At 66.4% G+C, this 22862-nt stretch carries 25 protein-coding genes and 1 pseudogene; 12 read left to right on the forward strand and 14 right to left on the reverse strand.

What is annotated here, in order from left to right:
• Positions 1-8 precede the first annotated feature (8 nt).
• The 3 genes and pseudogenes from DFR49_RS10485 to DFR49_RS10495 all read right to left on the reverse strand — a co-directional run bounded on the left by DFR49_RS10485 (position 9) and on the right by DFR49_RS10495 (position 3754).
• Positions 9-1025, reverse strand: coding sequence for a glycosyltransferase family 2 protein (locus DFR49_RS10485; RefSeq protein ID WP_119035693.1), 1017 nt, complete (start codon positions 1023-1025; stop codon positions 9-11).
• 208 nt (positions 1026-1233) lie between these two features.
• Positions 1234-3323: pseudogene (locus DFR49_RS10490) on the reverse strand (RelA/SpoT family protein).
• A 113-nt stretch (positions 3324-3436) separates the two neighbouring features.
• Positions 3437-3754, reverse strand: coding sequence for a CC_3452 family protein (locus DFR49_RS10495; protein WP_119035694.1), 318 nt, complete (start codon positions 3752-3754; stop codon positions 3437-3439).
• A 115-nt stretch (positions 3755-3869) separates the two neighbouring features.
• Here DFR49_RS10495 and DFR49_RS10500 point away from each other — a divergent pair, with 115 nt between their 5' ends.
• A complete protein-coding gene (locus DFR49_RS10500; RefSeq protein WP_119035695.1) occupies positions 3870-4361 on the forward strand; it encodes a winged helix-turn-helix transcriptional regulator in 492 nt (163 codons plus the stop codon).
• Positions 4362-4495: 134 nt separating this feature from the next.
• Here DFR49_RS10500 and DFR49_RS10505 read toward each other — a convergent pair whose 3' ends face one another.
• Positions 4496-4780 carry a DUF2061 domain-containing protein gene (locus tag DFR49_RS10505; RefSeq protein ID WP_119035696.1) on the reverse strand — a complete coding sequence of 95 codons (285 nt, stop codon included), beginning with the start codon at positions 4778-4780 and terminating at the stop codon, positions 4496-4498.
• A 4-nt stretch (positions 4781-4784) separates the two neighbouring features.
• Positions 4785-5993 carry an LL-diaminopimelate aminotransferase gene (locus DFR49_RS10510; protein ID WP_119035697.1) on the reverse strand — a complete coding sequence of 403 codons (1209 nt, stop codon included), beginning with the start codon at positions 5991-5993 and terminating at the stop codon, positions 4785-4787.
• Positions 5994-6076: 83 nt separating this feature from the next.
• Here DFR49_RS10510 and DFR49_RS10515 point away from each other — a divergent pair, with 83 nt between their 5' ends.
• Together DFR49_RS10515 and DFR49_RS10520 are read left to right on the forward strand one after the other, a co-directional pair.
• Positions 6077-7816 (forward strand): PHA/PHB synthase family protein, encoded by a 1740-nt coding sequence (locus tag DFR49_RS10515; protein WP_119035698.1) that lies wholly within the window; start codon positions 6077-6079, stop codon positions 7814-7816.
• Between the two features lie 203 nt (positions 7817-8019).
• Positions 8020-9840 carry an ABCB family ABC transporter ATP-binding protein/permease gene (locus tag DFR49_RS10520; protein ID WP_119035699.1) on the forward strand — a complete coding sequence of 607 codons (1821 nt, stop codon included), beginning with the start codon at positions 8020-8022 and terminating at the stop codon, positions 9838-9840.
• A gap of 40 nt (positions 9841-9880) precedes the next feature.
• Here DFR49_RS10520 and DFR49_RS10525 read toward each other — a convergent pair whose 3' ends face one another.
• Positions 9881-10159: a GNAT family N-acetyltransferase gene (locus tag DFR49_RS10525; RefSeq protein WP_119035700.1), complete on the reverse strand. Its 279-nt coding sequence runs from the start codon at positions 10157-10159 to the stop codon at positions 9881-9883.
• A 61-nt stretch (positions 10160-10220) separates the two neighbouring features.
• Here DFR49_RS10525 and recQ point away from each other — a divergent pair, with 61 nt between their 5' ends.
• From recQ to DFR49_RS21980, 6 genes are all read left to right on the forward strand, one after another.
• A complete protein-coding gene (gene recQ, locus DFR49_RS10530) occupies positions 10221-11984 on the forward strand; it encodes a DNA helicase RecQ (RefSeq protein WP_119035701.1) in 1764 nt (587 codons plus the stop codon).
• A 99-nt stretch (positions 11985-12083) separates the two neighbouring features.
• Positions 12084-12518, forward strand: coding sequence for a protein tyrosine phosphatase family protein (locus DFR49_RS10535; protein ID WP_119035702.1), 435 nt, complete (start codon positions 12084-12086; stop codon positions 12516-12518).
• A complete protein-coding gene (locus tag DFR49_RS10540) occupies positions 12515-12907 on the forward strand; it encodes a hypothetical protein (protein ID WP_119035703.1) in 393 nt (130 codons plus the stop codon). Before DFR49_RS10535 ends, DFR49_RS10540 begins: the two co-directional genes overlap by 4 nt.
• Before the next feature lie 10 nt (positions 12908-12917).
• Positions 12918-13877 carry a sterol desaturase family protein gene (locus tag DFR49_RS10545; RefSeq protein ID WP_119035704.1) on the forward strand — a complete coding sequence of 320 codons (960 nt, stop codon included), beginning with the start codon at positions 12918-12920 and terminating at the stop codon, positions 13875-13877.
• Positions 13811-15397 (forward strand): GMC family oxidoreductase, encoded by a 1587-nt coding sequence (locus DFR49_RS10550; protein ID WP_119035705.1) that lies wholly within the window; start codon positions 13811-13813, stop codon positions 15395-15397. The genes DFR49_RS10545 and DFR49_RS10550 overlap by 67 nt, the downstream gene beginning before the upstream one ends.
• A gap of 40 nt (positions 15398-15437) precedes the next feature.
• Positions 15438-15575: a hypothetical protein gene (locus tag DFR49_RS21980; RefSeq protein WP_170150999.1), complete on the forward strand. Its 138-nt coding sequence runs from the start codon at positions 15438-15440 to the stop codon at positions 15573-15575.
• A gap of 258 nt (positions 15576-15833) precedes the next feature.
• On the opposite strand, the gene DFR49_RS10555 is transcribed toward DFR49_RS21980, so the two are convergent.
• From DFR49_RS10555 to DFR49_RS10580, 6 genes are all read right to left on the reverse strand, one after another.
• Positions 15834-17141 carry an ammonium transporter gene (locus tag DFR49_RS10555; protein ID WP_119035706.1) on the reverse strand — a complete coding sequence of 436 codons (1308 nt, stop codon included), beginning with the start codon at positions 17139-17141 and terminating at the stop codon, positions 15834-15836.
• Positions 17142-17157: 16 nt separating this feature from the next.
• The gene (locus DFR49_RS10560; RefSeq protein ID WP_119036367.1) at positions 17158-17496 is read right to left on the reverse strand and encodes a P-II family nitrogen regulator; all 339 of its coding nucleotides are present in this window, start codon (positions 17494-17496) and stop codon (positions 17158-17160) included.
• Between the two features lie 140 nt (positions 17497-17636).
• Complete coding sequence (locus DFR49_RS10565; protein WP_119035707.1) at positions 17637-17849, reverse strand: putative signal transducing protein; 213 nt, start codon at positions 17847-17849, stop codon at positions 17637-17639.
• Positions 17849-18415, reverse strand: coding sequence for a pyridoxamine 5'-phosphate oxidase family protein (locus DFR49_RS10570; protein WP_119035708.1), 567 nt, complete (start codon positions 18413-18415; stop codon positions 17849-17851). Before DFR49_RS10570 ends, DFR49_RS10565 begins: the two co-directional genes overlap by 1 nt.
• Positions 18416-18436: 21 nt before the next feature.
• Positions 18437-19600 (reverse strand): cystathionine gamma-synthase, encoded by a 1164-nt coding sequence (metB, locus tag DFR49_RS10575; protein WP_119036368.1) that lies wholly within the window; start codon positions 19598-19600, stop codon positions 18437-18439.
• Between the two features lie 21 nt (positions 19601-19621).
• Entirely contained in the window at positions 19622-20050 is a 429-nt protein-coding gene (locus DFR49_RS10580) for an Rrf2 family transcriptional regulator (protein WP_119035709.1), read from the reverse strand.
• A gap of 107 nt (positions 20051-20157) precedes the next feature.
• On the opposite strand from DFR49_RS10580, the gene DFR49_RS10585 reads away from it, so the two are divergent.
• Genes DFR49_RS10585 through DFR49_RS22455 form a run of 3 tightly spaced genes read left to right on the forward strand, consistent with a single transcriptional unit; the run spans position 20158 to position 21866 of the window.
• Positions 20158-20562, forward strand: a complete 405-nt coding sequence (locus DFR49_RS10585) for a group III truncated hemoglobin (RefSeq protein WP_119035710.1) — start codon at positions 20158-20160, stop codon at positions 20560-20562.
• 19 nt (positions 20563-20581) lie between these two features.
• Positions 20582-21271 (forward strand): alternative oxidase, encoded by a 690-nt coding sequence (locus DFR49_RS10590; RefSeq protein WP_119035711.1) that lies wholly within the window; start codon positions 20582-20584, stop codon positions 21269-21271.
• Position 21272: 1 nt separating this feature from the next.
• A complete protein-coding gene (locus DFR49_RS22455) occupies positions 21273-21866 on the forward strand; it encodes a TehB family protein (RefSeq protein ID WP_342768470.1) in 594 nt (197 codons plus the stop codon).
• 137 nt (positions 21867-22003) lie between these two features.
• Here the strand turns inward: DFR49_RS22455 and DFR49_RS10600 are convergent, their stop codons facing one another.
• Both DFR49_RS10600 and rnk read right to left on the reverse strand, forming a co-directional pair.
• Positions 22004-22240: a hypothetical protein gene (locus DFR49_RS10600; protein ID WP_119035712.1), complete on the reverse strand. Its 237-nt coding sequence runs from the start codon at positions 22238-22240 to the stop codon at positions 22004-22006.
• Positions 22240-22647, reverse strand: a complete 408-nt coding sequence (rnk, locus tag DFR49_RS10605) for a nucleoside diphosphate kinase regulator (protein WP_119035713.1) — start codon at positions 22645-22647, stop codon at positions 22240-22242. The genes DFR49_RS10600 and rnk overlap by 1 nt, the downstream gene beginning before the upstream one ends.
• Positions 22648-22862: the final 215 nt, after the last annotated feature.

Below are 22862 nucleotides of genomic sequence, written 5' to 3' on the forward strand. Positions count from 1 at the left end.
TCAACAAATCAAGCGTCGCGCTGAGTCTCGTCGAGCGGCGGCACGGCGGGCGCAGGGGTGGCGCGATAGCCTAACCGCGCCTCGCCCTGCACCGGGCCGGCAATATCGGCGACGAGGTAGAGCGGCCGCCGCTTGGCCTCGATATAGAGCCGCCCGAGATATTCGCCGATCATCCCGAGCACGAACATCTGCACCGCCCCCAGCAGCACGACGACGAGCATCGTCGAGGTCCAGCCCTGCACCGCCGAACCGGTGATCCAGCCGAAGGCGATGTAGATCAGCAACAGCAGCGACGCGCCGGTCAACAACAACCCGGCATGGCTCGCGAGTCGCAGCGGCGCGGTCGAAAAGCCCGTCACCGCGTCGAGCGCGAGGCGCACCATCTTGCCCAGCGGGTAATTGGTCTCGCCCGCATGACGCTCGGCACGGTCATACGCGAACGGCACCTGGCGGAAGCCGATCCACGCCACCATCCCACGGATGAAGCGCGCCTGTTCGGGCAGCGACAGCAAGGCATCGAGCGCGCGGCGGCTCATCAGCCGGAAATCGCCGGTATCGAGCGGGATCGGCGTATCGGTCAGCCGTTCGAGCACGCGGTAGAAAGCGGCGGCGGTCGCGCGCTTGAACACCGTCTCGCCCTCGCGCCGACGGCGCACCGCATAGACGACATCGGCCTCTTCGCGCGCCATCGTCGCGCGCATCTCGGCAAGCAGTTCGGGCGGGTCTTGCAGATCGGCGTCGATGATCAATATCTGATCGCCGCTGCACAGATCGAGCCCGGCGGTGAGCGCGAGCTGGTGGCCGTGGTTGCGCGACAGGTTGATCGCGACGAGGTGCGGATCGCCCGCCGCGAGCCGCTGCATCGCCGGCCAGCTCGCATCGCGTGAGCCGTCGTTGACGAGGACGATCTCGTAATCCCCGCCCACCGCCGCGCGCGCGGCCGCGCCGACGCGCGCATGGAGCGTCTCCAGACACCCTTCCTCGTTGTAGCAGGGGATGACGATCGAAAGCGCGGGACGATGCATGGCCGCGCTGCTTTAGCCGCTCGCGACGCCCGCGTCATCGGGCTCTTTGTTGTGGGTGGCGGCGAAGAACGCAGGCCGTTCGCATAAGGTGGTCATCCCCGCGAAAGCGGGGACCCATCTCCGCATGGTTATACTGGGCGAGACGGCGGGAGATGGGTTCCCGCTTTCGCGGGGATGACGACAAGAGGATTGAGAGGCCGCAGCCCCCCTACACCCGCTCCGCCTTGGCGACCGCGTCGGCGGCGCGCAGCGCGGCGAGGACACGCATCAGGTGCGCGGCGTCATGGACCTCGAGGTCGATCGTGTTGGTGTGGAAAGTGGTGTCGCGCGTGTCGAGGCGCAGGTTGATGATGTTCGCCCGCTGCGCGCCGATGATTGTCGCGAGCACGCCGAGCGCGCCGGGCTCGTTCTTGACCTCGACGCTGATCCGCGCGGTGCCGCCTTCCGAATCGTCACCCCAGGCGAGATCGACCCAATCGACATCCTCGCCGTCGACCAGCCGGTTGCAATCGATACCGTGGACCTCGATCCCCTGCCCCGGCCGCCGCAGCCCGACGATCCTGTCGCCGGGGACCGGATGGCAGCATTCAGCGAGCGTATAGGCGACGCCGGGCGTCAGCCCCTTGATCGAGATCGCGGTCGATTGCGGCGGCAGCGCGTGGATCGCCTCGGCATCCACCGAGCCGGGCATCAGCGCCTCCATCACCTCCTCGTCGGTGATCGTGCGCCGCGCGATCGCCTCCATCAGCGCGGCCTCGTCGACCAGCTTCAACCGCGCGAGCGCATCGTCGAGCGCATCGGCGGCAAGCGGCACCGGCAGACGGGCAGCGATCTCGTCGTAAATCTTGCGGCCGAGCGCGAAGGTCTCGTCGCGCTCCTTGTTGCGCAGGTGGCGGCGGATCGCCGCGCGCGCCTTGCCGGTGATCGCGAAGTTGAGCCAGTTGCGCTGCGGCGTCTGCGCGTTCGAGCGCAGGATCTGCACCTGATCGCCGTTGGCGATCGCGGTCCTCAGCGGCACGACGCGGCCGTTGATCTTGGCGCCGACCGCTTGATCGCCGAGATCGGTGTGGACCGCATAAGCGAAATCAATGGGCGTCGCGCCTTTGGGAAGCTGGAACAGCTCGCCCGCCGGGGTGAAGGCGAAGATGCGATCCTGGTACATCGCCATGCGAGTATGTTCGAGCAGTTCCTCGGGGCTGCCGGCGGTGTCGAGGATCTCGATCAGGTCGCGAATCCAGCGCACCTGCGTATCGGGACGCACCGCGTCGTGCTTGTAGGCCCAGTGCGCGGCGATGCCGAATTCGGCCTGGGCGTGCATCTCGTGGGTGCGAAGCTGGACCTCGATGCGCATCGTATCGGCGTGGATCACCGTGGTGTGCAGCGAGCGATAGCCGTTGCGTTTGGGGGTCGAGATGTAATCCTTGAAGCGCCCCGGCACCATCGGCCAACGGCGATGGATGACGCCGAGCGCGCGATAACATTCCTCCTCGGTGCCCACGATCGCGCGGAACGCCATCACGTCGGACAGTTGCTCGAGGCTGACGTGGCGTTCCGACATCTTCTTCCAGATCGAATAGGGGTGTTTCTCACGCCCCGAAACCTCGGCCTCGATCCCCGCGCGCGCCAGCAATTGTTCGAGCCCGGCCGAAATCTTGAGAATCTGGTCGTGATCGCCCGCGCGCACGCATCGAGCCGCTTGGTGATCGATTCGTACGCCTCGGGCTCCAGTTCGCGGAAGGCGAGCGTCTGCATCTCCTTCATGAATTCGCACATGCCGATCCGCTCGGCGAGCGGGGCGTAGATATCCATCGTCTCGCGCGCGATCCGGCGGCGCTTGTCCGCGTTGGCGATAAAGTGGAGCGTGCGCATGTTGTGCAGACGATCGGCGAGCTTGACGAGCAGCACGCGGATATCGTCGGACATCGCCAACAGGAATTTGCGCAGATTCTCCGCCGCGCGCTCGTTCTCGGTCTGCGCCTCGATCGACGAGAGCTTGGTGACGCCGTCGACCATCCGCGCGACATTGGCGCCGAACAGCTTCCTGATCTCCTCAGGCGTGGCGACGGTATCCTCGATCGTGTCGTGGAGGATCGCGGTCGCGATCGTCTCGTCGTCGAGGCGGAGGTCGGTCAGGATTCCCGCGACTTCGATCGGGTGGCTGAAATAGGGATCGCCCGAGGCGCGCTTCTGGCTGCCGTGCGCGTGCATCGAAAAGACGTAGGCGCGGTTGAGCAGCGCCTCGTCGGCTTGCGGATCGTAGCCTAAGACCCGATCGACCAGTTCATATTGCCGCAGCACACGGCCAAGATGGGGCCGCGTGCTGCCGCTTTGCAACATGAATTGCGTGCGGGCGGGTCGAATCAGTTGCGGCGCCGGCCCGCCCCCCACGCAAGGGATCAAGATAACCCGCGTTACTTCGCCTTGGCGTTGCACTTGGCGAGCGCATCGGCATCGAGTGCGGTGCCGCCGGCGGTGAACGCGCTCAAGGCGCCGACGCTGCCCGCGACGCGTTCACACACGAAAGCGTCGCGTTCGGGCGCGCGGGCGGCGGTGCAGACCGCCCCGTCGCACGACCAGGCAGTGCTGCGGGTGACGAAATTGGCCTTGGCCGGGGCCTCGAGCGCGGTGGCGACATAATAGCCGCGCGGCTGGGCGGCATGGCCGGCGGCGGCACCGAACAGCATGGCCGGGGCCACGACGGCCGCGGCGAGGGGAACGAAACGCAACATGGTGTCCTCCACAAGATAAGTTGCGAATCGCTACTTACTTGCTGCACATGCGAGTTGCAAGTAGAAACTTATAACCCATTCCCAACCCTCGCAAAGTGGGATAGGCTGCGTGCCGATGGGTGGTAAATTACGCGAGCCTCTTCGGGATCTGGCCGAATGCAGCCTGCCGGCGGCACTCGAGGCGATGGGTGAACGCTGGTCGTTCCTCATCCTGCGCGCCGCCTTCAACGAACTGCATCATTTCGAGGAATTCCAGTCCGAACTGGGGATCGCGCGCAACATCCTCGCCAACCGGCTGTCGCGGCTGGTCGAACACGGCATCCTGATGCGCACGGCGATGCCCGAGGATCGGCGCAAGATCGAATATCGCCTGACCGACAAGGGCGCCGCGCTGCTGCCGACGATGATCGCGCTCAGGCAATGGGGTGAGCGCTGGGAAACCGGCATCGCGGCCACCCCGGTGCTGGTCGACGCGCGCGATCGCCGCCCGATCGGCCCGATCGAGGTCCGCGCGCATGACGGCCGCGTCCTCACCAAACAGGAGCTGATCTGGTCGCTTCCCGAAGACGTCGCCGACGACGCGGCCGAAGTGCGCGCCGCTGAATAGCGGGGCGGGGCGCGGAAGAATTGGTTTCGTCACCCCAGCGCCGGCTGGGGTCCATGTCTCTCGCGATCGGACTCCTTGATCAGAGATAGACCCCAGCCTGCGCTGGGGTGACAAACAGAACCGTGTTCAGCGCTTTAATCGAAATCTTCGGCGGGGATCATCGCGCCTTCACCCGATTGATCGTGCCGTTCCGCCGGATGCGGGCGATGGCCCCAATGCACCAGCGACCACGCGCGTTCGTGAAAATAGAACAGCACGATCTTGGTGAACACCTCGGTCCCCGCGATCGACGCCGCCGCCCCGGTGCTGCCGGTGAAGATGTAGCTCAACACAAAGGTGTCGATGCTCCCCAGCGCCCGCCAGCTTATGGCCTTCACCAGCGAGCGCGGATGGCTTTCGACCCCCCTGAACAGGAACATGCGTTCAGCCGGTCCGTTGCGTGGGCGTGTTGACGCCCATGCTCTGGAGGTAGCGTTTCACGTTGCGCGCCGCCTGGCGCAGCCGCTGCTCGTTCTCGACCATCGCGATCCTGACATAGCCTTCGCCCTTCTCGCCATAGCCGACCCCGGGCGCGACCGCGACCTTGGCCTCGGTGAGCAATTGTTTGGAGAACTCAAGGCTGCCTAAATGCGCGAGCGCGGGCGGCAGCGGCGCCCAGGCGAACATCGACGCGGGCGGCGACGGAATCTCCCAGCCGGCGCGGCCGAAGCTTTCGACCAGCACGTCGCGGCGCTTGTGATAGAGCGCGCGGTTCTTCTCCACGATATCCTGCGGGCCGTTCAAGGCCGCGCACGCCGCCGCCTGGATCGGGGTGAAGGCGCCGTAATCGAGGTACGATTTCACCCGCGTCATCGCCGCGATAAGCCTTTTGTTGCCAACCGCGAAGCCCATCCGCCAGCCCGCCATCGAATAGGTCTTGGACAGCGAGGTGAACTCGACCGCGATATCCTTCGCGCCCTTGACCTGGAGGATCGAGGGCGTCGGCTTGCCGTCGTAATACAGTTCCGAATAGGCGAGATCGGACAGGATCCAGACCTGATTCTCGCGCGCCCAGGCGACCAGCCGCTCGTAGAAGGCGAGATCGACCGTCTCGGCCGTAGGATTCGACGGATAATTGACGACGAGCACGCTGGGGCGCGGCACGGTGAAGTTCATCGCGCGCTCGAGGCTTTCGAAATATTCGTCGTCGGGCGTGGTCGGCACCGCGCGAATCGTGGCGCCGGCGATGATGAAGCCGAAGGTGTGGATCGGATAGCTCGGGTTGGGCGCGAGCACGACATCGCCCGGCGCGGTGATCGCGGTGGCGAGGCTCGCCAGCCCCTCCTTCGACCCCATCGTCACGACGACCTCGCTCTCGGGATCGAGATCGACCCCGAAACGCCGCGCATAATAGCCCGCCTGCGCGCGGCGTAGCCCCGGAATCCCCTTCGATTGCGAATAGCCGTGCGCATCCGGCTTGCGCGCCACCTCGCACAATTTCTCGATGACGTGATCGGGCGGCGGCAGATCGGGATTGCCCATGCCCAGATCGATAATGTCCTCGCCCGCCGCCCGCGCCGCTGCCCGCATGCCGTTGACTTCGGCGATGACATAAGGCGGCAGCCGCTTGATGCGGTAGAATTCCTCGGACATTCTATCCTCCGTGGGCACCACGCGGACATCGCGCGGCGCGGGCGCGTTGGTATACGGAGAGGCAAGCGCGCTTGCCAGAGGAGATGAAGGTGGCCGACGACAGCGATACCCCGCCGATCCCCAGCCTCGAAGACATGCAGCACTGGACCTGGGTGATGGGGCGCGCGCAGCAGATGATGCTCGAACACGGGTTGCAGACGCTCGACGATACACCCGCGCTGCCGACGATCCCCGGCTTCACCGACAAGGCGACGATGGCGCGCGCGCAGGAATTCTGGCTCGACAGCATGAAATTGTGGCAGCGCTTCCTCGATCCCGCGGGCGCGCCGGCCGCCGACGAACCGCCCGAGCGCGCGAAGGACCGCCGCTTCCAGGCGCCGCAATGGCACGAGAACCCGGTGTTCGACTGGATCCGCCAGAGCTATTTCCTGATCGCCGACCATCTGCTTCGCGGGGTCGAGGCGATCGAGGGCGTCGACCCCTTGCAGAAGGAGCAATTGCGCTTCGCGGCGCGCAACTTCGTCGACGCGATGAGCCCGACCAACTTCCCCGCCACCAACCCGCAGGTACTCGAAAAGACGATCGAGACGCGCGGCGAGAATCTGTTGAAGGGGCTCGCCAACATGCTTGCCGATCTCGGCAAGGGCCAGGTGACGCACACCGATTCGGATGCGTTCGAGGTCGGCGGCAACATCGCGACGACGCCGGGCAAGGTCGTCCACCGCACGCGCGTCTACGAACTGATCCATTATGCGCCGACCACCGAGACGGTGACGACGACGCCGCTCGTCATTTTCCCGCCGTGGATCAACCGCTTCTACATCCTCGACCTGCGGCCGGAAAAAAGCTTCGTCAAATGGGCGGTCGACCAGGGATTGAGCGTGTTCATGGTCTCGTGGAAATCGGCCGACGCGTCGATGGGGGACGTGACGTGGGATGATTACGTCGCCGCGCAGATCGACGCGATCGACACGATCCGCGACCTGCTGGGCGTCGAGGGCGTCCATGCGATCGGCTATTGCGTCGCGGGCACCACGCTCGCCGCGACGCTCGCGCTGCTCGCCGCGCGCGACGAGGCCGCGAAGGTCAAAAGCGCGACCTTCTTCACCGCCCAGGTCGATTTCGCGCGCGCGGGCGAGCTGAAGCTGTTCGTCGACGACGATCAGTTGAAGCTGATCGAGCGCCTGTCGCCCGACGGCTTCCTCGACGGCCGCTACATGGCCGCGACCTTCAACCTGCTGCGCGGGCGCGACCTGATCTGGAACTATGTCACCAACAATTACCTGCTCGGCCAGGATTACATGCCGTTCGATCTGCTCCACTGGAACGGCGACACCACCAACCTGCCGGTCAAATGGCATCTGAGCTATCTGACCGATCTCTATCGCGACAATCTGCTCGTCCAGCCCGGCGCGCTCAGGATCGCGGGCATCCCGCTCGATCTCACCACGATTCACACCCCGGCCTACGTGCAGGCCGGCCGCGAGGATCATATCGCCCCTGCCGAAAGCGTCTGGAATCTCACCCAGCACCTCAAGGGGCCGATCCGCTTCGTGCTTGCCGGCTCGGGGCATATCGCAGGCGTGGTCAACCCGCCGGCCGCGGGCAAATATCAATATTGGACCAACGACACGATCGGCGACACGCTGAGCGAGTTCGTCGCCGGCGCCACCGAGACCAAGGGAAGCTGGTGGCCCGACTGGATCGACTGGCTCAAGGCGCGCGACCCTGAAACGGTGCCGGCGACAGGCGCGCGCGTGCCGGGCAAGGGCAAGCTCAAGGCGATCGAGGACGCACCGGGAAGCTACGTGCGCGCGCACTGAGGACCGGTCGCAATACTTTCCGTCACCCCGGACTGGTTCCGGGGTCCAACGTGCCTCGATCGCTGACGCTCGGGGATGGTTGGATGCCGGAACAAGTCCGGCATGACGGAAGAGGAGTAGCGTTCGTCCGTATTCGGACGCGGCCGACCTGTTCTCTGCACAGTGCTGGCACCGGAAGCGCCATCATCCTACATCGCATCCTCATGCCGCCCGATCCCACCTCGCATACCCGCGCGGATCAGCCGCTGTGGCCGACGCTGCGGCGTTTCCTGCCCTATCTGTGGCCGGCGGACGAACCGCACCTGAAGCTGCGCATCGTCGCGGCGATGCTGCTCGTGCTCGCCTCCAAGCTCGTCCAGGTGTTCGGCGCGGCCTATACGCTCAAATATGCGGTCGATCGGATGGCGGCCGGCGATCGCGGGCTCGCCACGCTCGTCATCCTGCTGGTCGTCGGCTACGCCACCGCGCGCTTCTCGACGACCTTGTTCGACAATCTGCGCAACGCCGTGTTCGAGCGCGTCGGGCAGGAAGCGACGCGGCGGCTGGCGGCGACGGTATTCCGCCACCTCCACCAATTGTCGCTGCGCTTCCACCTCGAACGCCGCACCGGCGCGGTGACCAGAGTGGTCGAGCGCGGCACCAAGAGCATCGATACGATGCTCTATTTCATGCTGTTCAACATCGCGCCGACGGTGTTCGAGCTGGCGCTGGTGCTCGGCATCTTCTGGGTCGATTTCGGGCTCTGGCTGGTCGCCTCGACCGTGGTGATGGTCGCGGCCTATATCGTCTTTACCCAGAAGGTGACCGACTGGCGCAACGCGCTCAGGGCGCGGATGAACGACCTCGATACGGGCGCGGTGGCGCACGCGGTCGATTCGCTGCTCAATTTCGAGACGGTCAAATATTTCGGCGCCGAGGAGCGCGAGGCGCGGCGCTACGATCGCGCGGTCGAGGCCTATGCGGCAGCGGCGGTGAAGTCGGAAAACTCGCTCGCGCTGCTCAACGTGGGGCAGGCGCTGATCACCAACGCGATGCTCGGCGGCGGGATGGCGTTCGTCGCCTGGGGCTGGAGCCGGGGGCGCTTTTCGGCGGGCGACGTGGTGTTCGTCTCGACGCTGCTGTCGCAGCTTTTCCGCCCGCTCGACCTGCTCGGCATGGTCTATCGCACGATCCGGCAGGGCGTGATCGACATGGCCGCGATGTTCGATCTGATCGACACGCCGAGCGAGGTGATCGACGCGCCCGGCGCCCCCGCGCTGACGGTCACACAGGGTCATGTCCGTTTCGAGGACGTACGTTTCGGCTATGACGACGACCGCGCGATCCTGAAAGGGATCACGATCGATATCCCCGCCGGGCATACGGTCGCGGTGGTCGGGCCGTCGGGGGCGGGCAAATCGACGCTCGCGCGGCTGATGTACCGTTTCTACGATCTGACCGGCGGGCGCATCACGATCGACGGGCAGGATATCGCGCGGGTGACGCAGGCAAGCCTGCGCGCGGCGGTGGGCATCGTCCCGCAGGATACGGTGCTGTTCAACGACACGATCGGCTACAACATCGCTTATGGCCGCGAAGGCGCGACCGAGGCCGAGATCGTGGCCGCCGCGCGCGGGGCCGCAATCGCCGATTTCATTGAGCGCCAGCCCGACGGCTATGAGACGCGCGTCGGCGAACGCGGGCTGAAACTGTCGGGCGGCGAGAAGCAGCGCGTCGCGATCGCGCGCACGCTCGTCAAGAACCCGCCGATCCTGATCCTCGACGAAGCCACCAGCGCACTCGACAGCCGCACCGAGGCCGAGATTCAGGCGACGCTCGAACGCATCGAGCAGGGCCGCACCACGATCGTGATCGCGCACCGTTTGTCGACGGTGGTCGCGGCCGACGAGATCATCGTCCTCGATGCCGGTCGGATCGTCGAGCGCGGCACGCACGCCGACCTGCTGCGACAGGCCGGCCTCTACGCCGAAATGTGGAACCGCCAGGCGCAGGAACGCGCCGAACAGACGCTGGCGGCGGAGTGATCTTCTACCTCGTCCTGCCAGCACAGGCTGGCGTGACGGATCATTGCACCAGATCGCGATATTCCGGATGGCGTTCGATATAGGCCGCAACGAATTCGCATTGCGCCACTACCTTCAACCTCTCATCACGCGCGGCATCGAGCGCGGCGCGGATCAGCTTGCTCGCCACCCCGCGGCCCTCGATCGCCTTGGGCACCTTGGTGTGCGTGAACACGATCTTCCCGCCCTCGCGCTGATAGGCGGCGATCGCGCGATGACCGTCGATGTCGAGTTCGAATTCCTGTTCGGCGCGATTATCGCGCACGGTGCCGACCGCCATTCGCTGTCCTTTCGCTTCGATGGGTTGGTGTAACGCCCCGAAGTGCGCAATAGCACCGGCAATGACCGACCCGCGCGACATTCTCAATTCAGTTTTCGGCTTTTCGGACTTTCGCGGCGTGCAGCGCCAGGTGATCGCGCGCGTCCTCGAAGGCACGCGCACGCTCGCGGTGATGCCGACGGGCGCGGGCAAGTCGCTGTGTTACCAACTCCCCGCGGTGATGCGCGAGGGCACCTGCGTCGTCGTCAGCCCGCTGATCGCGCTGATGCACGATCAGTTGCGCGCGGCCGAGGCGGTGGGCATCCGCGCGGCGACGCTGACCTCGGTCGACGACAACCGCGCCGAGACGCGCGAGCGCTTCGCGGCCGGCGATCTCGATCTGCTCTACGTCGCCCCCGAGCGCGCCTCGTCGGGGTATTTCCGCGACCTGCTGGCCCGCGCGAAGCTCAATCTGTTCGCGATCGACGAGGCGCATTGCGTCAGCGAATGGGGGCATGATTTCCGCCCCGATTATCGCCTCCTGCGCCCGCTGCTCGATAGCTTCCCCGATGTCCCCCGCCTCGCACTGACCGCGACCGCCGACGCACACACCCGCGCCGACATCCTCGACCAGCTTGGCATCCCCCACGACGGGCTGATCGTCGCCGGGTTCGATCGCCCCAATATCCGTTATGCGATCAGCCCCAAGGCCGGGACGACGCAGCAGATCGCCGATCTGATCCGCGAGACCCCCGGCCCCGGCATCGTCTATGCGCCTACCCGCGCGGCGACCGAAAAGCTCGCCGAGGCGCTCAGCCGGACCGGGCGACCGACGCGCGCCTATCACGCCGGGCTCGATTCCGCGGTGCGGCGGCGCAACCAGGCCGATTTCGTCGCCAGCGAGGATATGGTGATCTGCGCCACGATCGCGTTCGGCATGGGGATCGACAAGCCCGACGTGCGCTTCGTCGCGCACGCCGCGCTGCCCAAATCGATCGAGGCTTATTATCAGGAAACCGGCCGCGCGGGCCGCGACGGCGATCCGGCGGTGGCGCATCTGTTCTGGGGCGCGGAGGATTTCGCCAAGGCGCGCCAGCGGATAGCCGAGGTCGAGCCCGAGCGGCAGGCGGGCGAGCGCGCGCGGCTGACCGCGCTGGGCGCGCTGGTCGAGACCGCGGGCTGCCGCCGCGCGATCCTGCTCCGGCATTTCGGCGAGAACCCGCCGCCGACCTGCGGCAATTGCGACAATTGCCTCAACCCGCCCGCCGCGATCGACGCGACCGAGACCGCGCGGAAATTCCTCTCGGCGGTGTTCCGCACCGGGCAGATGTTCGGCGTCGGCTATATCGAAGGCGTGCTGACCGGCCAATCGAGCGAGCGCAGCCTGATGAACGGGCACGAGCGGCTGTCGGTATGGGGCATCGTCGACGGCGAGGAGGCCGCGTTGCTCAAGCCCGTCTCGCGCGCGCTGCTGCTGCGCGACGCGCTGCGCACCAACGCGCACGGCGGGCTCGAATTCGGCCCCGGCGCGCGGGCGCTGCTCAAGGGCGAGGACGATCTCGCGCTGGTCCTTCCGCCCAAGCGCGAACGCCGCCGCCGGCGCGGCACGGCGGAAGCCAATCCCATCGGCGATCCGCTGTTCGAGGCGCTGCGCGACAAACGGCGCGAACTCGCGGCCGAGGCGCAGGTGCCGCCGTATATCGTCTTCGCCGATGCCGTGTTGCGCGATATGGTCGCGCTGAAGCCCACCAGCCTGGCACAGATGAGCAATATTTCAGGTGTTGGCGCGAAGAAGCTGGACGCCTATGGCGACGCCTTTCTGGCGGTGATCAGGGATAACGGTTAGATCCTGACCACCCCGGCGAAGGCCGGGGTCCAGTATCGGGCCGTTCGTAACTGGACCCCGGCCTTCGCCGGGGTGGTTTGGTGAATGGAAAGAGCGAGAATGCAGATTCGCCGCCTTGATGACCGCATCTCGGTCTCTCCGCAGATCACGACGGATGATCTGGCCGTGCTGGCCGACGCTGGCTATCGGACCGTCATCAACAATCGCCCCGACGCCGAGGAAACCGGCCAGCCCGAGGGCGTGGCCGTCGCCCGCGTCGCCGAGACGCTGGGGCTCGATTATACCGCGATCCCGATCGACCACACCGGCTTCTCGCACCCGCAGATCGATGCGATGCGCGCCGCACTCGACGCCGCCAGGGGACCAGTGCTCGCCTTCTGCCGCTCGGGCACGCGCTCGGCGCATCTCTGGGCGCTCGCCGAAGCCAAGGCGGGCGGCGACCCCGAGACGATCATCGCCAAGGCCGCCGCGGCGGGATACGACCTGGCTGGCATCCGGCCGCTGCTCGAGTCGCTGGCGTCCGGGCGCGCATGAACTGGCTGGTTCTCGCCGGATCATTGGCGGCGATATTGGCACTGGCGGGGATCGCCCGGCTGCTCCGGCTCGGCCGCGACGGCAAGGTCGAGGATGCGGGCGCCGCGGCACAGGCGGCAGAGGATGCGCTCGCGGGCTTTTGCGCCGAGGGCGCGCTCGTCTCCGATGACGATCTCGCCGCGATCGTCGCGGGCGCCGACGGGCGCGTCGCGGTGGTCAAATGCCACGGCGTCAACCTCGCGGTGCGCGAGGTGCGCTGGTCGGCAGTGCGATCGACCTATGAAGGAATCGAGGTCGACACCGGCGACCGCCGCTTCGGCCTCGTCAAATTGAAGGGCGTCGACGTGCTCGACGTCCGCCGTATGGCGCGCTCGCTGACATCAGTGTAAGCAAGCGGGCATGGAATTGCCCGATCCTGTCGATATCGCGGTTCCCGGCTTCGTCGCGCTGGTGCTCGCCGAGATGCTGGTGGCGTGGGCGAAGAACCGGCGGCGCTACGAACCGCGCGACACGCTGACCTCGCTCGCGCTCGGGCTGGGCAGCACGATCGCGGGCGTGCTCTCGGCCGGGCTGGTGGCCGCACTCGCCTTTTGGGTGTGGCAATTCCGCCTCTTCGACATCGGCTACCAATGGTATTGGTTCGTCGTCGCGTTCGTGATCGACGATTTCGCTTATTACGTGTTCCACCGATCGGCGCACCGCGTCCGCTGGTTCTGGGCGAGCCACGTCATCCACCATTCGAGCCAGCATTATAACCTGTCGACCGCGCTCCGGCAGACCTGGACGGGCTTTTTCAGCGCGTCGTTCGCGTTCCGCCTGCCGCTGTTCCTGATCGGCTTTCCGCCGCCGCTGGTGTTCTTCGTCGCAGGGGTGAACCTGATCTACCAATTCTGGATTCACACCGAAGTGATCGGGCGGATGCCGCGCTGGTTCGAGGCGGTGATGAACACGCCGTCGCACCACCGCGTCCACCACGCGACCAACCCGCGCTATCTCGACAGGAATTATGCCGGGGTGTTCATCGTCTGGGACAAATGGCTCGGCACGTTCGAGCCCGAGCGCGATGACGACAAGCCCCGCTACGGCATCGTCAAGAATCTCGGCAGCTTCAACCTGCTCTGGGCGGCGTTCCACGAATGGGTGGGGATCGCGAAGGACGTGTGGGCGGCGCCGGGGCTCGCCAACAAGCTGGGCTACATGATCCGCGAGCCCGGCTGGAGCCACGACGGCAGCCGCGACACCAGCGCGACGATTCGCGCGAAATGGCAGCAACGAGAGCAGGGAGAGGCCGAGTGGAGGAAGCCGATATCGTCGTCGTCGGGGGCGGATCAGGGGGCGCCGCCGCCGCGGGTCGCCTGAGCGAGGGCGGCCGATACAGCGTCGCGATCCTCGAAGCGGGCGGGGCCAATGACGGCATCCGCACCCTCTGCCCCGGCTTCATGGCGTTCCAGACGCCGGCGACCAACTGGCAATATGAAACCGTCCCGCAAGCCGGGCTGAACGGCCGCCGCGGCTACCAGCCACGGGGCAAGGGCATGGGCGGATCGAGCGCGATCAACGCGATGCTCTACATCCGCGGCAATGCGTGGGATTACGATCGCTGGGCCACACTCGGCGCGACCGGCTGGAGCTGGAGCGAGGTGCTCCCCTATTTCAAACGCGCCGAGCACAATGTGAACGGCGCCGATGCCTGGCACGGCGCCAACGGGCCGTTATGGGTGAGCAATCAGGAATATGCGCACCCCGGTGCCCGAGATTTCATCGAGGCGGCGCGGCGGCTGCAAATCCCCGTCAACCAGGATTTCAACGGCGCCACGCAGGAAGGCGTCGGCCTCTATCAGGTGACGCAGAAGGGCGGCGAGCGCTGGACCTCGGCGCGCGCCTATCTCGCCGATGCCAAGAGCCGGCCAAAGCTCAACATCCTCACCGATGTGCTTGCCGAGCGCGTGCTGTTCGAGGACGGCCGCGCGACGGGCGTCGCCTATCAACGCGGCGGCGCGCAGCGCGTGATCCGCGCCCGCCGCGCGGTGGTGTTGGCGGGCGGGGTTTTCGGCACGCCGCAATTGCTGATGCTTTCCGGCATCGGCGGCCCGGCGCAGCTTGCCGACCACGGCATCCCGGTGCGCATCGCACGCGACGAGGTCGGGCAGAATTTGCAGGATCATGTCGATTACGTCGCCAGCTTCGAGACGCCGGGCACCGCGTTCATGGGGCGCTCGCTCAAGGGCAGCATCAATGTCGCGCACGCGATCCTGCGCTGGAAATGGTCGCGCTCGGGGCTGATGACGACGCCCTATGCCGAGGCGGGCGGCTTCCTGACGGTGACCCCCGGCGCCCCCGCGCCCGACGTCCAGCTCCATTTCGTCATCGCCCCGCTGGAGGATCACGGCCGCGTCGCGGTGAAGGCGCATGGCTATAGCTGCCACGTCTGCGTGCTCCGCCCCGAGAGTGCGGGCAGCGTGACGCTCGCCTCGGCCGATCCGCGCGCGGCGCCGCTGATCGACCCCGCCTTCCTCAGCGACGATCGCGACATGACCGTGCTCAAGGCCGGGGTGCGCGCGATGTACCGCATCCTCGAGACACCGCCGCTCGCCGATCATCAGGGGAAGGATCGCTATCCGATCGACCTCGCCGACGATGAAGCGCTCGAACACCTCATCCGATCACGCGCCGATACCGTCTATCATCCGGTCGGCACCGCACGGATGGGGTCGGACGAGGCGGCGGTGTGCGATCCGCGGCTGCGCGTGCGCGGGGTCGACGGGCTCTACGTCGCCGATGCCTCGGTGATGCCCAAGCTCGTCTCGGGCAATACCAACGCGCCGTCGATCATGATCGGCGAGCGGTGCGCCGATTTCATCTGCAGCGATCTCGGTTGACGCAATTGCACGTTCAGCCCGGCGCGTTACACGGGCGGGCATGGACCGCAAGACCTGGAACCGCCTCGGCCTCGCCGCCGTGATCCTGCTCGCCCCCGGCGGGTTCATCCTCGGCGCCACGCTCGCGGCGAAGAAATGGCGTGATCGGCAGGCGGAGGACAGCGACGGCGGCGATTGAGGCATAATCCCCGACCGTTCGTGCTGAGCTTGTCGAAGCACCGCTCTTACGTGCGGCAGCGGGAGAAGAAGAACGGCCCTTCGACAAGCTCAGGGTGAACGGAAGGGAGAAGTCGATCCCGAGTAGCGAAGGCCGCGCTTGAGGCACGAGGCCCCCGCCTGCGCGGGGGCTGCGCATCATTCGCTGGGAGCGAATGATGCTTGAAAAAATGGCCGGCGCGTCGCCGCACCGGCCAGGGGGTCCGCAGGAGGAACCTCGTCAATAATTGTAAGCGCGCTCGCCGTGCTCGCCGAGATCGAGCCCTTCGCGTTCGACCTCCGCTGAGACGCGCAGCCCGGTGAGCCACCTCGCGACGGTAATCGCGATCGCGGTGCCCACCGATGCCCAGACGACCGTCGTCACCACTGCCTGAAGCTGGATCCAGACCTGCGCGCCGATCCCCACCGAACCGTCGCCCGGCCCGCCGAAGACGGGGGCGTAGACGATGCCGGTGCCGATCGCGCCGATCATGCCGCCGATGCCGTGGATGCCGAACGCATCGAGCGAATCGTCATAGCCGAGCTTCGGCTTGAGCACCGACACCGCGTAATAGCAGACCACGCTGGCGACCGCGCCGAGCACGATCGCGCCGAACGGCCCCGCATTGCCCGCCGCCGGCGTCACCGCGACCAGCCCGGCGATGATCCCCGAGCAGAACCCCAGCGCCGATCCCTTGTGGCCGTTCAGCCGCTCGGCGAGCATCCAGAACAGCGCGGCCGAGGCAGTGGCGACGAAGGTGTTGATCATCGCCAGCCCCGCGGCGCCGTTCGCCGCCAGCGCCGACCCCGCGTTGAACCCGAACCAGCCGACCCACAGCAGCCCGGTGCCGATCCCGGTCATCGTCAGCGAGTGCGGCGCCATGTATTCGGTCGGGTAGCCGATCCGCTTGCCGAGCATCACCGCGGCAACCAGCGCCGAGACGCCGGCGTTGATATGGACCACCGTGCCCCCTGCGAAATCGAGCGCGCCTTTGTCGAAGAACAGCCCGCCCGCCGCCCACACCATGTGCGCGATCGGGAAATAGACGATCGTCAGCCACACGATCGCGAAGACCATGATCGCCGAGAATTTCATCCGTTCGACCACGCCGCCGAGCACCAGCGCCACGGTGATCGCAGCGAAGGTCATCTGGAAGCTGGCGAAGACATATTCGGGGATCGTGCCCGCGACGCTGCCGGCGGTGATGCCCGCAAGGAAAGCCTTGTCGAACCCCGCGACAAGCGCGTTGCCGCCGTCCCCGAACGCCATCGTATAGCCCCACATCACCCAGATCAGCATGGCGAGGCAGGCGACCGCCCCGATCTGCGTCATCGTCGCGATCATGTTCTTGGCTCGGGTGAGGCCGCCGTAGAACAGCGCCAGCCCTGGCACGATCATCAGCAGCACGAGCAGCGTCGCGGTCATCATCCACGCGGTGTCGCCGCTGTCGATCGCGGCCGGTGCGGCGCCCTGCGCCCAGGCGGGTACGCCCGCGACCAGGGCCGTGCCGAAGCCGGCGACCGCCAGGATTTTCAAGCCATGCTTCATTGCTTCCCCCTTGTTTCTAAAGTGCATTGTCGTCGGTTTCGCCGGTGCGGATGCGCACCGCACGGCCGACATCGAGGATGAAGATCTTGCCGTCGCCGATCGCGCCGGTGGCCGCGGCGGCCTCGATCGCCTCGGCGACGCGATCCGCGAGGTCGGTGGCGCAAACGATCTCGATCTTGATCTTGGGCACCATGTTGGTGGTGTATTCGGCGCCGCGGTAGATTTCGGTCTGGCCCTTCTGGCGGCCGAATCCCTTGACCTCGGTGACCGTCATGCCCGCGACCCCGAGATCGGTGAGCGCTTCGCGAACGTCGTCGAGCTTAAACGGCTTGATGATGGCGGTGATGAGTTTCATGCGCGCGCCCCTGTTGTGGTGCGACAACGCTTCGCAAAGTGCGTGCCAACGCCCGAAACGCACGCGATCGGGCATTTTCGGTGGTACGGCGTTGCGGGATCGCGACGATTTTTATGCAGCCGCGCGCGACTGCCTAAAAATCAGGCAGCGGGTGGCGGGCCGGCGAGGAGCGCGCGCGCGGCGCTGAGGTCATCCTCGTCGACCATGACGCGCGAAGGCACGAGCAGCCAGCTTCCTCCCGCGATGCTGGCATCGGCATCGAAGGCGATCGCGGGAATATCCGCCGCCTCGAGCCGGCCGACGATGATCAGCGCCTCGTTGCGATCGGTGCGCAGCAGTTCGACCAGCGCCATCAGTCGGGCGTGTCCCAGGCGGGGATCTCGCTTTGGACGCGCAGCGGCAGGCCATCGATGCTCCGCGTGCGCCCCGCAATCCTGGCGAGGCGCTTTTCGGGATCCTGCTGGACATGATATTTGAACAGCGTCTCGCGCTCGCGGTCGAGCGTCATCCGCGGCACGCCCCAGCCGCAGCTCGTCATCACGCTGTCGATCGCGATCGAGAACACCTGCCGCACGCCGGGCAGCCGCGGGAAAAGTGCTGCGAGATCGGCGAAGCCCGCATCCTGCGGCAGCGTCGAGGTGCCGCGGCCGTAGAGCCGCAGGATCAACGCGGGATTGTCGAACGCGCAGAACATGATCGTGATGCGCCCATCGGCGGCAAGGTGCGCCTGCGTTTCGTTACCCGAGCCGCCGAGATCGAGATAGGCGACGTGATTGGCATCGAGCACGCGGAACGTATCCATCCCCTTGGGGCTGACATTGACGCGCCCCGTGGCCGCGGCGGTGGCGACGAAGAACACCGGCTGCGCCGCGATGAAGGCGCGATGATCGTCGGTCAGTGCGTCGAAGAAATCGGCCACGGCATCCTCCTTCCCCGCGCCTCACACCAGCGCAGCGAACCCTTGTTCGAGCCCGGCGATCAGATCGTCAGGGTTTTCGAGCCCGATCGACAGCCTGAGCAACCCGTCGCCGATCCCTGCGACGCGGCGCGCCTCCGCGCCCATATCGGCGTGCGTCATCGTCGCCGGGTGCGCGATCAGGCTTTCGACCCCGCCGAGCGATTCGGCGAGCGTGAAGACGGTGATCGCCTCGACCAGCCTGGCGGCCGCCGGGGCGCCGCCCGCCAGATCGAAGCTCATCATCGCGCCGAAGCCCTGCTGCTGCGCGCGGGCGATCGCGTGCCCCGGATGCGAGGCGAGCCCCGGATAATGGACCGCGCTGACCGCCGGATGCGCCTCAAGCCACGCCGCGACCAGCCCGGCGTTGCGCTGCTGGCGCTCCATCCGCGCGAACAGCGTGCGCAATCCGCGCAGCGTCAGCCAGGCATCGAACGGCGATCCCGTGACGCCGACGACATTGGCCCAGCCGCGCAGCCGCTCGACCTCACCCGCGTCGGCGGCGATCACCGCGCCGCCGATCACGTCCGAATGGCCGTTGAGGAATTTGGTGGTCGAATGGACGACATAATCGGCGCCGAGCGCGAGCGGGCGCTGGACGGCGGGCGAGAGGAAGGTGTTGTCGACTGCCACTTTGGCGCCGGCGGCGTGCGCGCGCGTTGCAATGGCGGCGATATCGACCACGCGCATCAGCGGATTGCTGGGGGTTTCGATCAGCACCAGCGCGGGTGCCTCGGCCAGCGCGCGATCGAGCGCGACCGCGTCGGCCTGATCGACGAAGCGCAACCGGAACTGACGCTTGGCCGCACGCGCGGCGAGCAGGCGATAGGTGCCGCCATAGCAATCGTGCGGTGCGACGATCAGGTCGTCGGGGCCGAACAGCCCGAGCACCAGATCGATCGCCGCCATGCCGGTCGCGGTGACGACTGCGCCCGCGCCGCCTTCGAGCGCGGCCAATGCGTCGCCGAGCATGTCGCGATTGGGATTGCCCGAGCGACCGTAATCGTAGCGCCCCGCGCGCTCATAGCCCTCGAAGGCGTAGGTGCTCGACAGATAGAGCGGCGGCGCCACCGCACCGAACGACGAATCGTGCGCGACGCCGTGCGCAGCGGCGATCGTCTCGGGGGCGGGTTTGAACGTGTCGGTCATCGCGAATTCCACACACAGGCATCAAGCGGATTCGCGTTCGGCGAACAACGCGCCGATGTCCAGTCGTTTGGCGAGCAGATCCTCGAGCGTATAGCCGTCGAGGACCGCCATGAACGCCGCCAGCGCCTCGCGCAGCGCCACCGTCAGCCCGCACGCGGGCGCGATCACGCAGGCATCGCAATCGGCGAGCGCGAACCCTTCCTCGGTGTGACGGATCACCGCGCCGACATTGATCTCGCCCGGCGGCCGGCCCAGCCGCATCCCGCCGAAGCGGCCGCGGACGCTGGTGACATGGCCCTGCCGCACCAGATCGTTCGCGACCTTCATCAAATGGTTCTGCGAGACACCATAGGCGCGCGCGATCTCGGAGACCGAGCACAGTTGATCGGGCCGCGTGCCGAGATAGAGCAGCACGCGCATCGCATAATCGGTATACCGCGTCAGGCGCATCGGCTCCCTCGGTCAATTTGTCCCATTTTAATATGCATCTATATTGCATATATCAATTCGCAGGGATACATGCAGCGCGAATACATGATTGGAGACGACTCGTGAGCATGAGCGGCGACATCCTCGACAGGCTCGACGACGCCGGGCTGAAAAATGTCGTTCACAATTTCTACGGGCGCGTGCGCGACGATGCCGAGCTGGGGCCGGTGTTCAACGACGCGATCTCCGATTGGCCGCATCACCTCGGCAAGATGGTCGATTTCTGGTCGTCGGTGATGCTCACTACGGGGCGCTACAAGGGCAATCCGATGATGATGCACCTGAAGCACAAACGGCGCATCACCCCCGAATTGTTCGATCGCTGGCTGGCCTTGTGGGCCGAGACCACCGACGAACTGATGCCGCCCGACATCGCCGCCGCGCTCCAGGCCAAGGCCGGGCGGATTTCGGAAAGCCTTCAGCTCGGCATGTTCTTCAGACTCGATCCGCATCCTTCAGGCGCGATGGCCTGAACCGTTCGGGAGATCACCCATGCAGACCGCACCGTTCGTCGATCTTAGCGTCCATCACAAACCGGTCGATTTCTCCGATCGCGTCGCGTTCGGCTTCACCAAGGCGATGCGCTTCTGCGCCGACACCTTCTTCGCCAAGCGCTATGGCCACCGCGCGATCGTGCTGGAGACCGTCGCGGCGGTGCCCGGCATGGTCGGCGCGACGCTGACCCATCTCAAATGCCTGCGCCGGATGTGCGACGATCAGGGCTGGATCCGCACGCTGATGGAGGAGGCCGAGAACGAGCGCATGCACCTGATGACCTTCATCGAGGTCGCGCACCCGACGCTGTTCGAGCGGTTGGTCATTTTGGCCGTGCAGTGGGTCTTCTACCTCGCCTTCTTCGGGCTATATCTGGTGAGTGCCCGAACCGCGCACCGCGTGGTCGGCTATTTCGAGGAAGAAGCGGTGGTCAGCTACACCCTCTATCTGGAAGAACTCGATTCGGGCCGCAGCCCCGATCTGCCCGCGCCCGAGATCGCGCGGCATTACTGGAAGCTCGGCGCCGACGCGACGCTGCGCGATGTCGTGCTGGTGGTGCGCGCCGACGAGGCGCATCACCGCGACGTCAATCACGGTTTCGCGTGCGAGCTTGCCGGCCGCGAGGTCGATCCCGCGCACCACGCGCCCTACCCCGAACACGCGGACGATATCCGCATGGCGGCCTGAGATGGCGGACCGGCCGACCTCGCTTTTCAGCACGAGCGCGAGCAACGACGCGCGGGGCGATTTCATTCGTTCGATGCGCTGGATCGCGATCGCGGGCGTGCTCATGGTCGCGGGCGCGCTGTGGTATATGTCGCTGTTCGGCCCGCTCACGGCCCACACCGTGATCGCGACGACGCTCGGCGTGTTCATCTCGATGCTGCTCGGCTGCGGGCTGTTCGCCGCGGCGTTCTTCAGCTCCAAAAGCGGTTACGACCAGAACGTCACCGACGCGACCCGCGGCGACCATCTCGACACCAACCCGACCAGCCTTCCCGAGGGGCTCGAATCGTACCGGCGCACCGGCGATTTCACCGACGCCACCATCCCGGCCGCGCTGTTGAACGCCCACACCACCAAGGAAGGAAGCTGGGGGCTGATCCACGTCACCGAGGGGCGTTTGCGCTATCGCGTCACCGACCCGCACCGCGCGCCGCTCGACACGATCCTCACGCCCGATACCCAGCCGGGGATCGTCGAGCCGACCATTTTGCACCAAGTCGAGCCGCTGGGCGCGGTGCGCTTCCACGTCGAATTCTGGCGCCGGCCGGCCGATTAGAGTTTGATCCACTTGCGTGGAAGCGCCACCGGCCCGCTCCCCCACCCGGCCACCCAGCAGAGTATTCTATGGGTGGCCGGGTGGGGGAGCGGGCCGGTGCCGTAGCCGATTCAGCGTAGCTGAATCCGACTCCAGAATCAATCAAGCCGGCGGAGCAGCTCGCCGCTGGCGATGACTTCGAACGTCTGCGCATCGATATAGCGCACCGGCTCTCCGGTGGTGAGCGCGAGCCGCCGCGCGCCCGGCCGGCGGCGCACGCCCGTGGCCCCCGTTTCGATCGCGACATTCTCGATGGCGACATGGCGATAATCGACGACGGTCACATAGGTGCCGTCGTCGCCGGCGCAGCGATAATGCGCCAGCGCCTCTTCCATTATTCGGCCGGCGCGGGGCGCACCTGCTCGATCCTGAGGCGCCGGTCGTGGCCGTCGCGATCGGGCCAGGTGATCGTCTGGCCTTCGGACAGGCCGATCAGCCCCGCCCCGACCGGGGTCAGGATCGATACGCGGCCGTTCGCGATATCCGCATTCTCGGGATAGACGAGCTGGACCTCGCGGCGGCTGCCGCTGCCTTCGTCGACAAAGGTGACATGGCTGTTCATCGCGACCGTGTTCGCCGGCAGCGTGGCGGCGGTGTGGATTTCCGCGCGATCGATTTCGTCGAGCAGCATCTCCGACACCGCGGGCTGGCTGTGCTCGACGCGCAGCGCGAGACCGGCGAGCCGATCGGCTTCCTCGTCGATGAGGTGCAGCGGTGGCCTTGAATTGGCATTCGTCGTCATGACAGTGATCCCGGAAGATAAAACTAAGACGTGCCCAACACGCACCACTCTTGCGATTTGGGCCCAGACTTCGTGATGGAAATGGAGAAGTCCGGGTCAGGCGCGCGCGGCGAGCTGCCCGGAATGGTGGCGATAGCGTACGAAGGCGATCGGCGCGGTCATTTCAACATGATGCGGCGGCCACATCGCGCTGTCAAACCCGATTCGTCGCGATC

The organism is Hephaestia caeni (genome assembly GCF_003550065.1).
Taxonomy (GTDB): Bacteria; Pseudomonadota; Alphaproteobacteria; order Sphingomonadales; family Sphingomonadaceae; genus Sphingomonas; species Sphingomonas caeni_A.

Bases quoted from the DNA above. Each gene is read 5' to 3' on its own strand.
- DFR49_RS10485 (WP_119035693.1), bottom strand. From the start codon at position 1,025: ATGCATCGTCCCGCGCTTTCGATCGTCATCCCCTGCTACAACGAGGAA.
- DFR49_RS10495 (WP_119035694.1), bottom strand. From the start codon at position 3,754: ATGTTGCGTTTCGTTCCCCTCGCCGCGGCCGTCGTGGCCCCGGCCATG.
- DFR49_RS10500 (WP_119035695.1), top strand. From the start codon at position 3,870: ATGGGTGGTAAATTACGCGAGCCTCTTCGGGATCTGGCCGAATGCAGC.
- DFR49_RS10505 (WP_119035696.1), bottom strand. From the start codon at position 4,780: ATGTTCCTGTTCAGGGGGGTCGAAAGCCATCCGCGCTCGCTGGTGAAG.
- DFR49_RS10510 (WP_119035697.1), bottom strand. From the start codon at position 5,993: ATGTCCGAGGAATTCTACCGCATCAAGCGGCTGCCGCCTTATGTCATC.
- DFR49_RS10515 (WP_119035698.1), top strand. From the start codon at position 6,077: ATGAAGGTGGCCGACGACAGCGATACCCCGCCGATCCCCAGCCTCGAA.
- DFR49_RS10520 (WP_119035699.1), top strand. From the start codon at position 8,020: ATGCCGCCCGATCCCACCTCGCATACCCGCGCGGATCAGCCGCTGTGG.
- DFR49_RS10525 (WP_119035700.1), bottom strand. From the start codon at position 10,159: ATGGCGGTCGGCACCGTGCGCGATAATCGCGCCGAACAGGAATTCGAA.
- recQ (WP_119035701.1), top strand. From the start codon at position 10,221: ATGACCGACCCGCGCGACATTCTCAATTCAGTTTTCGGCTTTTCGGAC.
- DFR49_RS10535 (WP_119035702.1), top strand. From the start codon at position 12,084: ATGCAGATTCGCCGCCTTGATGACCGCATCTCGGTCTCTCCGCAGATC.
- DFR49_RS10540 (WP_119035703.1), top strand. From the start codon at position 12,515: ATGAACTGGCTGGTTCTCGCCGGATCATTGGCGGCGATATTGGCACTG.
- DFR49_RS10545 (WP_119035704.1), top strand. From the start codon at position 12,918: ATGGAATTGCCCGATCCTGTCGATATCGCGGTTCCCGGCTTCGTCGCG.
- DFR49_RS21980 (WP_170150999.1), top strand. From the start codon at position 15,438: ATGGACCGCAAGACCTGGAACCGCCTCGGCCTCGCCGCCGTGATCCTG.
- DFR49_RS10555 (WP_119035706.1), bottom strand. From the start codon at position 17,141: ATGAAGCATGGCTTGAAAATCCTGGCGGTCGCCGGCTTCGGCACGGCC.
- DFR49_RS10560 (WP_119036367.1), bottom strand. From the start codon at position 17,496: ATGAAACTCATCACCGCCATCATCAAGCCGTTTAAGCTCGACGACGTT.
- DFR49_RS10565 (WP_119035707.1), bottom strand. From the start codon at position 17,849: ATGGCGCTGGTCGAACTGCTGCGCACCGATCGCAACGAGGCGCTGATC.
- metB (WP_119036368.1), bottom strand. From the start codon at position 19,600: ATGACCGACACGTTCAAACCCGCCCCCGAGACGATCGCCGCTGCGCAC.
- DFR49_RS10580 (WP_119035709.1), bottom strand. From the start codon at position 20,050: ATGCGCCTGACGCGGTATACCGATTATGCGATGCGCGTGCTGCTCTAT.
- DFR49_RS10585 (WP_119035710.1), top strand. From the start codon at position 20,158: ATGAGCGGCGACATCCTCGACAGGCTCGACGACGCCGGGCTGAAAAAT.
- DFR49_RS10590 (WP_119035711.1), top strand. From the start codon at position 20,582: ATGCAGACCGCACCGTTCGTCGATCTTAGCGTCCATCACAAACCGGTC.
- DFR49_RS22455 (WP_342768470.1), top strand. From the start codon at position 21,273: ATGGCGGACCGGCCGACCTCGCTTTTCAGCACGAGCGCGAGCAACGAC.
- DFR49_RS10600 (WP_119035712.1), bottom strand. From the start codon at position 22,240: ATGGAAGAGGCGCTGGCGCATTATCGCTGCGCCGGCGACGACGGCACC.
- rnk (WP_119035713.1), bottom strand. From the start codon at position 22,647: ATGACGACGAATGCCAATTCAAGGCCACCGCTGCACCTCATCGACGAG.